Annotated in this window: 6 protein-coding genes; 1 reads left to right on the forward strand and 5 read right to left on the reverse strand. The window is 53.8% G+C overall.

Annotation, left to right across the window (positions count from 1 at the left end):
* Positions 1-125 precede the first annotated feature (125 nt).
* The 5 genes from livF to livK all read right to left on the reverse strand — a co-directional run bounded on the left by livF (position 126) and on the right by livK (position 4,992).
* The gene (gene livF / locus JTI85_RS20745) at positions 126-839 is read right to left on the reverse strand and encodes a high-affinity branched-chain amino acid ABC transporter ATP-binding protein LivF (protein ID WP_086523486.1); all 714 of its coding nucleotides are present in this window, start codon (positions 837-839) and stop codon (positions 126-128) included.
* A 17-nt stretch (positions 840-856) separates the two neighbouring features.
* A complete protein-coding gene (gene livG / locus JTI85_RS20750) occupies positions 857-1,624 on the reverse strand; it encodes a high-affinity branched-chain amino acid ABC transporter ATP-binding protein LivG (RefSeq protein WP_061068754.1) in 768 nt (255 codons plus the stop codon).
* Positions 1,621-2,898 (reverse strand): branched chain amino acid ABC transporter permease LivM, encoded by a 1,278-nt coding sequence (gene livM, locus JTI85_RS20755; protein ID WP_061068755.1) that lies wholly within the window; start codon positions 2,896-2,898, stop codon positions 1,621-1,623. Before livM ends, livG begins: the two co-directional genes overlap by 4 nt.
* Positions 2,895-3,821, reverse strand: coding sequence for a high-affinity branched-chain amino acid ABC transporter permease LivH (gene livH / locus JTI85_RS20760; RefSeq protein WP_003023435.1), 927 nt, complete (start codon positions 3,819-3,821; stop codon positions 2,895-2,897). Before livH ends, livM begins: the two co-directional genes overlap by 4 nt.
* Positions 3,822-3,882: 61 nt before the next feature.
* A complete protein-coding gene (gene livK / locus JTI85_RS20765; protein ID WP_061068756.1) occupies positions 3,883-4,992 on the reverse strand; it encodes a high-affinity branched-chain amino acid ABC transporter substrate-binding protein LivK in 1,110 nt (369 codons plus the stop codon).
* A 423-nt stretch (positions 4,993-5,415) separates the two neighbouring features.
* On the opposite strand from livK, the gene panM reads away from it, so the two are divergent.
* On the forward strand, positions 5,416-5,795 hold a 380-nt coding region (gene panM / locus JTI85_RS20770), incomplete at its 3' end, for an aspartate 1-decarboxylase autocleavage activator PanM (protein ID WP_101742611.1).

Consider the following 5,795-nt stretch of genomic DNA (forward strand, 5'->3'; position numbering starts at 1 on the left):
CATGCAGGTACCTGAACGAATCATCCTTTATCCATGTTCATTTTTATTATTGATAACCATTCTCAATAATAACATAGCGCAATAAAAAAGGGGCCTCATGGGCCCCTTGTCTATTCAGAGAATGATTAACCGCCCAGATACGCGCTACGCACCGCTTCGTTAGCCAGCAATGCATCACCGGTATCTTCCAGCACCACGTGGCCGTTTTCCAGCACGTACCCACGGTCGGCGAGTTTCAGTGCCTGGTTGGCGTTTTGTTCGACGAGGAAAATCGTCATCCCCTGCTCGCGCAGTTGCTCAATGGTGTTAAAGATCTGCTGGATGATAATCGGCGCCAGACCCAGCGACGGTTCATCAAGCAGTAGCAGCCTCGGCTGGCTCATCAGCGCACGGCCTATCGCCAGCATCTGCTGTTCGCCGCCGGACATGGTTCCCGCACGTTGAATACGGCGCTCATGCAGGCGAGGAAACAGGTCATACACCCACTTGATACGTTCCTGAAACTGGCCTTTCTCGGCAAAGAAACCACCCATCGCCAGGTTCTCTTCCACCGTCATACGGGAAAACACGCGACGCCCTTCCGGGACAATCGCCACCGCTTCACGCATGATTTTTGCCGTCTGCCAGTCGGTAATATCTTTACCATCAAAGACAATACGCCCACTTGTTGCCCGAGGATCGCCGCACAGCGTCCCGAGCAGCGTGGTTTTCCCCGCACCGTTGGCACCGATAAGCGTCACGATTTCACCCTGGTTGATATACAAGCTGACATCGTGCAGAGCCTGGATCTTGCCGTAGTGGGCGTTGACGTTGTCAAAAGACAACATGACTTTTTCCATCTTATGCCTCACCACCATTATGCTTCGCCTAAATAGGCGCGGATCACGTCCGGGTTGTTACGGATCTGCTCCGGTGTCCCGTTCGCCAGCGGCGTCCCCTGGTTCACCACGTAAATACGGTCTGAAATGCCCATCACCAGCTTCATGTCGTGCTCAATGAGCAGGATGGTGGTGTCGTGATGGTCGCGCAGCTCAGCAATCAGCTCATCCAGCTCTTTGGTTTCTTTCGGGTTAAGACCCGCAGCAGGTTCATCGAGCATCAGAATTTCCGGCTGAGTGACCATGCAACGGATAATCTCAAGACGGCGCTGGTCGCCATAGGCCAGGTTGCTCGCCTGTCGGTTAGCATGCTGCAGCAGGCCGATACGATCAAGCCAGGTGGCGGCGCGCTCCAGCGCTTCATCCTGCGCGCGGCGAAAAGCAGGGGTTTTTAGCAGCCCGGAGAAAACCCCAGCTTTCAGTTGCTGATGCTGCGCCACCAGCAGATTTTCAATCACCGTCATTTCGCGAAACAGACGCACGTGCTGGAAGGTACGCACCACGCCCATACGCGCAATTTGCTGGCCCGGCAGCCCTTCAAGGTGCTGGTCGCGCAGCTTAATCGTCCCGCCGGTCGGCTTATAGAACCCGGTCAGGCAGTTGAAGACCGTGGTTTTCCCCGCGCCGTTCGGGCCAATCAGGGAGACTATCTCTTTTTTATGCAAATCCAGAGACACATTGTTGACTGCCAGCAGGCCGCCAAAACGCATCATCAGGCCGCTAACCGATAATAATGGCTGACTCATGCCTGCTCTCCTTTTGCTTCCCCGTTTTTCAGCTTCAACTGTGGACGGGTCATCGGCAGCAAGCCCTGCGGACGCCAGATCATCATCAGTACCATTAAACCACCCAGCATTAACATGCTGTATTCATTGAAATCACGCATCAGCTCGCGTGACACCACCAGCAGGATGGCCGCCAGGATCACCGCAAACTGTGAGCCCATTCCGCCCAGTACCACAATCGCCAGCACAAAGGCCGACTCGGCAAAGGTGAAGGATTCCGGGCTGACGAAGCCCTGGCGCGCGGCAAACAGCGTACCGGCAAAACCGGCAAACGCGGCGCTGATGGTAAAAGCTGTCAGCTTGATGCGCGTAGGGTTTAAGCCCAGTGAACGGCAGGCGATTTCATCTTCACGCAACGCTTCCCATGCACGGCCCAGCGGCATACGCAACAGGCGGTTGATGACAAACAGCGAGAAGACCACCAGCAGCAGCGCCACCAGGTAGAGGAAAATCACACGGTCAGAGGGATCGTATTTCACGTTAAAGAAGTTGCTGAAGGTATCCCAGCCGCCCTCACGGGCGCTACGGCTGAATTCAAGACCGAAAAAGGTCGGTTTCGGGATCTGGCTGATACCGTTCGGGCCACCGGTGACTTCAGTATTATTGAGCAACAGGATACGCACGATTTCGCCAAAGCCTAAGGTCACTATTGCCAGGTAGTCGCCGCGCAGACGCAGAACCGGGAAGCCAAGCAGGAATCCTGCCGCCGCCGATACCAGCCCCGCCAGCGGCAGGCAGGTCCAGAAGCCGAGGCCGTAATAGTGGTTCAGCAGCGCGAAGGTATAGGCGCCAATGGCGTAGAAGCCGCCGTAGCCCAGCACCAGCAGGCCGGAAAGCCCCACCACCACGTTTAAGCCGAGGCCAAGGATGATATAAATCATCGTCAGCGTGGCGATATCCACCGTGCCGCGCGACACCATAAACGGCCACGCCACGGCAATCACCAGCAGCGCCACCAGGAACAGCTTCTGTTTAACGGTGGAGCCGTCAATCGCCGGCAGAATAAACTTCGGCCCGGAGACGCTCTTCAGGCTCTTCTGGAAAACGGGACGCAGCAACTGGAAGAGGAAGACCACGCCAGTACCAATAAACACCCACTGCCAGCGAATATCCGCCGCGGAATCCACCACCAGTTTGGTGCCGTCAAGCTCTAACTGAACGCCCATAAAGACGCCCGCCAGGACGAAGAACATGGCGGCAGAGAGCAGCGCCATTGCAAAATGCATCGGTTTCATACTTTCTCTACCTCCGGGCGACCCAGAATACCGGTCGGCATCACCAGCAGCACCAGAATCAGTAGCGCGAATGAAACGACGTCTTTGTATTCAGTACTCAGATAAGCAGAGGAGAGCGCTTCCGCGACGCCCAGAATCAGGCCGCCGATCATCGCCCCAGGAATGCTGCCGATGCCACCAAGCACCGCTGCGGTAAAGGCCTTCATCCCGGCCATAAAGCCGATGTACGGGTTAATTACGCCATAGAATTGACCGAGCAGCACGCCCGCGACCGCCGCCATTGCCGCGCCAATCACAAAGGTCAGCGCAATCACGCGATCGGTGTTGATGCCGAGCAGGCTGGCCATTTTCAGGTCTTCCGCGCAGGCTCGGCAGGCGCGCCCCATACGGGAATAACGGATAAACAGCGTCAGCGCCAGCATCGCCAGGAAGGTTACAATCCAGATAACCAGCTGCATGGTGGTGATGGAAGCAGAGAAGTTTTCGCTACTGCCAACGGTCCACTGGCCATTAAACAGGCTGGGCAGTGCCACATCGCGCGAACCTTCCGTCAGGCTGACGTAGTTTTGCAGGAAGATGGACATCCCAATAGCGGAAATCAGCGCGATCAGGCGCTTGGAGCTGCGCACGGGTCGATACGCCACGCGTTCAATGCTCCAGCCGTAGGCGCTGGCAATCACAATCGCGCCGACGAAACCCGCCGCGACCAGTAGCCAACTGGAATCAATGCCCATCATCATTAGCGCGGCGATGATCATAAAGGAGACATAACTGCCGATCATATACACCTCGCCGTGGGCGAAGTTGATCATGCCGATAATGCCGTACACCATCGTGTAACCAATGGCGATCAGCGCGTAGGTGCTTCCCAGCGTGACGCCGTTAAACATCTGCTGCAAGAAATAGAGGAACTGCTCGGACATAAGGTAACCTTTCTTAACCCGCCCGTTTTACACGGGCGGTGGGATAACTCGTCTTCAGGTATTACTTCGCGACGGTCGATGAACCATCCGCGTGCCACTGGAAGACACCAAACTCAAATCCCTTCAAATCGCCTTTTTCGTCCCATTTCAGCGGCCCAATCACGGTATCAGCCCCGTGTGCTTTCAGATCTTTCACCAGGTCCAGCGGCTCTTTGCTACCGCTACGATCCATTGCGGTCGCCAATGACTGGACTGCTGCATAAGTGATCCACACGTACGGTCCAGTTGGATCTTTCTTGTCAGCTTTGAGCGCATCGACGATAGCTTTATTCGCCGGATCCTGGTCATAGCGTTTTGGCATGGTCACCAGCATGCCTTCAGCGGCATCACCGGCAATGTTAGACAGCGACGCATTGCCGACGCCCTCTGGTCCCATAAACTGGGTTTTCAGCCCGACGGAACGTGCCTGGCGCAGCATTTGCCCCATTTCCGGGTAGTAGCCGCCGTAATAAACAAAGTCGATATTTTCTTTTTTCAGGCGAGCGATCAGCGCAGAGAAATCTTTTTCCCCGGCGGTGATACCGTCAAAGAAAACGATGTTGGCTTTACCTGCTTTCAGGCTGTCCTGCACCGAACGCGCCAGGCCTTCACCGTACTGCTGTTTGTCATGAATGATGGCGATACGCTGCGGCTTCACCTTCTCCAGGATGTATTTCGCGGCAGTCGGCCCCTGAGAGGAGTCCAGACCCGCTGTACGCATAATGTGAGCGTAACCGCGCTGCGTCAGCTCCGGGTTAGTCGCTCCCGGAGAAATCATCAGAATGCCTTCGTCTTCGTAAATATCTGATGCCGGTTGAGTCGATGAAGAACACAGGTGGCCAATTACGTACTGAATGCCGTCGTTGACGATTTTGTTCGCGACGGCAACGGCCTGTTTCGGATCGCAGGCATCGTCATATTCCACAGCGACCAGTTTGTCGCCTTTGATCCCACCTTTGGCATTGATATCTTTAATCGCCTGACGTGCGCCATTAAATTCCATATCGCCCCACTGCGCGACCGGACCTGACATCGCGCCAACAACAGCGACCTTGATATCCTCCGCCATGACAGCGTGCGACATTGCCAGTGCTATCACCCCTGCGATGATTGTTTTCGCATTCCGTTTCATTACCTGAATCCCCATTCGTGACGTAATTAATATTTTGTATTTATGTGGTTAAAAAGCAGTCTGTGCTTTTTTTGAACTGCACTATTTTTACCAGTCTCATTAATGGTTTAGCGCAGTCATTTAAGCAAAATCAGGCTAAAATCTCTATTTTTCAGTCGATTAAGAAAAGATAATATTCTGCTTTTCACTATAGATAAACAAAAAAAAGCACGTTTGTCAGCATAAAATAACGGTACAAAGAGCCGAATAAAATGCTGCATTCCAGGGTATTATTCTGCCTGTTTTTCAATCTCTACGGTTTCAAACTGTCATTACTGTTGTTACAAAATTATTAATCTGGTTATTCACATAAAAAAGAGAAAGCATCCGGACGAATTATTTCGGTACACTCATTCCATCTTTTGTGATTTGGACATGCTGTTAATGAAGCTGACCATCGTTCGTTTAGAAAACTTCAGTGATCAGGATCTCATCGATCTTGGCAAAATCTGGCCGGAATATTCCGCCTCATCATTAAGCGTAGATGAAACGCACCGGATCTATGCAGCACGCTTTAACGAGCGCCTGCTTGGCGCAGTACGTGTCACCCTGAGCGGTACGCAAGGTGCACTGGATTCCTTACGTGTACGCGATATCACCCGTCGTCGCGGCGTTGGGCAGTATTTGGTTGAAGAAACTCTCCGCGAAAACCCGGACGTGAGTTCATGGTGGATGGCCGACGTCGGCGTGGAAGACCGCGGCGTGATGGCCGCGTTTATGCAGGCATTAGGGTTTACGGCCCAGGAAAATGGCTGGGAAAAACG

The organism is Citrobacter sp. Colony219, assembly GCF_019382635.1.
In the GTDB taxonomy this organism is placed as follows: Bacteria; Pseudomonadota; Gammaproteobacteria; order Enterobacterales; family Enterobacteriaceae; genus Citrobacter; species Citrobacter youngae.